We start from the raw sequence: 2,038 nt of genomic DNA on the forward strand, positions 1-2,038 counted from the left end.
GAGGCAGCCGCTGCGACGATTGTGGAAGTGGTGGTTGAAAGAGTTTCGGCGCCGTCTTTTCCAAGTGTCATTGTGTTGGATAAACCCTTCATATTCTTTATTCAGGAAAAACACAGTGGTGCGATTTTGTTTATGGGGAAATTGGGTGATCCTTCAAAACTTTAGTAATCTGTCAGGTATGATAAGAGTCTTTTTCTTTTTGACATTGATAATAATTTCTTCCTGTTCAAATGATAGAGAGCTTCCTGACGAATCCTGTCAGGAAATTTTTCTTTATGAAACTATTTCTTTAACCCCTGTGACAGGTGTGGTGATGGTGGAGTTTAAGGACTTTGAAAATATAGAAACTCAAATCCAATCGCTGTTTTCTACCTATGAATTTTTGGATGAAGAATTATTCCCTATAGGGAATTTTAGCAATAGAGTACCTTTTTGGTTAAAATCCCAAAGCTGCAAGGCACTTTATGAATCATTGATCATTCTAAATGAGGATGAGTCCATATCTGCTGCCACGCCAATTCTCCGGCCACAAGGACCTGGAATACAAGACTCTTCTCCTTGGACTTTGGTAAATAGAGTTTCCATCCATCCCAACAGTGAGGAAGGTATTCCTGAAATATTGGAATGGGCAAACGAAAACGGATTAGAATGGGAAGGATCAACAGGGCTGACCCAAAGGTTTGTAGTAAAAGATGTAAGAACAGGCTTTGAACCTTTGGAGATCGCTACAAAGGCAAAAAATGAATTGAGTGTCAGATGGGCAGATGCTGATTTTATTGTGCCTATCAATAGGTGGCCTTAGTATTCTTTCACCACTTTTCCATCTAAATATTTCTTCTCCGAATTAATTTCGCCTTTATATCACTGCAAATTTTATTTGGTGATAATAGGCTTTCCAGTTTTATTTATGTTTTTCCCTTAAAATCCTTAATTTCGAATAAACCCATTCAACCCAAGCAATTATGGCAACCCACTGGCAGGAAGAAATCGAATTGATAAAATCCGTTGTCGAAAAAACTGAACTGCAACACGCTATCAAATGGGGTATAGATGTATATACCCTGAATGGTCAGAATATCCTTGGCATTGCACCTTTTAAGGCATATATAGGGATTTGGTTTTACAATGGTGTATTTATGTCCGACCCCTTGAATGTATTTGTAAATGCACAGGAAGGAAAAACCAAAGCCCTGAGGCAATGGAGGTTTACAAGTAAAGAGGAAATCAATCCCGATCAGATTTATTCCTACCTCCAAGAAGCAATTGCCAATGAAAAAGCCGGAAAAAGATTGGTACCTGACAAGTCCCTCAAATTTGAAATTCCGGAAATTCTTGTTGAAGCTTTCAAGAAAGATACAAAACTGAAAAACAGGTTCGAAAAGCTCAGCCCTGGCAAACAAAAGGAATTTGCTTTGCATATTCAGGAAGCAAAAAGGGAGGAAACAAAAATCTCAAGATTGGAAAAAATCAAGCCGATGATCCTTGAAGGCAAAGGCTTGAACGATAAATACAAATAACCTGACCATGACCGAAAACAAAACTAAAGAGACAGATAGGTCAGTTGAAGATTTTATCAACACTGTTGAAGATCAAAAGAAAAGGCAGGACAGTTTTGAGTTGGTAAAATTGTTCCAAGGGGTATCTAAATCCAAACCCAAAATGTGGGGGGATAGCATCATTGGCTTTGGAAGCTATCATTACAAGTACGAAAGTGGTAGGGAGGGAGATTTTCTTTTGATTGGCTTTTCCCCGAGAAAAAATGCCATATCGCTGTATATGTCCTGTGACATCCAAGGCCAACATGCTGATTTACTTTCACGATTGGGGAAATACAAATCAGGTAAATCGTGCCTATATGTCAATAAATTGGAGGACATAAATCTTGAAGTTTTAAAACAATTGGCGAAAGCTTCTATGGAATTTACTTTAGCCAAGTATCCCGAGAAATAATGAAAGTTACCATCACTTACCTAGAACTTAAAAGTCCATTTTTATTTTTCAGATTGTCTAGACATGCACTTGCAATCACCCAACAAAT

The 2,038-nt window shown here is 38.0% G+C and carries 4 protein-coding genes; all 4 read left to right on the forward strand.

The window, feature by feature from the left end; genetic code table 11:
* The coding region (locus tag ACEW8U_RS19840; RefSeq protein WP_373523800.1) for a serpin family protein at positions 1-165 on the forward strand (165 nt) is incomplete at its 5' end.
* A 13-nt stretch (positions 166-178) separates the two neighbouring features.
* Positions 179-802, forward strand: coding sequence for a hypothetical protein (locus ACEW8U_RS19845; RefSeq protein ID WP_373523797.1), 624 nt, complete (start codon positions 179-181; stop codon positions 800-802).
* A 160-nt stretch (positions 803-962) separates the two neighbouring features.
* On the forward strand, positions 963-1,517 hold the full coding sequence (locus ACEW8U_RS19850) for a YdeI family protein (protein ID WP_373523798.1): 555 nt from the start codon (positions 963-965) through the stop codon (positions 1,515-1,517).
* Positions 1,518-1,524: 7 nt separating this feature from the next.
* Positions 1,525-1,950, forward strand: coding sequence for a DUF1801 domain-containing protein (locus ACEW8U_RS19855; RefSeq protein WP_373523799.1), 426 nt, complete (start codon positions 1,525-1,527; stop codon positions 1,948-1,950).
* Positions 1,951-2,038 lie beyond the last annotated feature (88 nt).

The sequence above is a fragment of the Aquiflexum sp. genome (genome assembly GCF_041751335.1).
Taxonomy (GTDB): Bacteria; Bacteroidota; Bacteroidia; order Cytophagales; family Cyclobacteriaceae; genus Aquiflexum.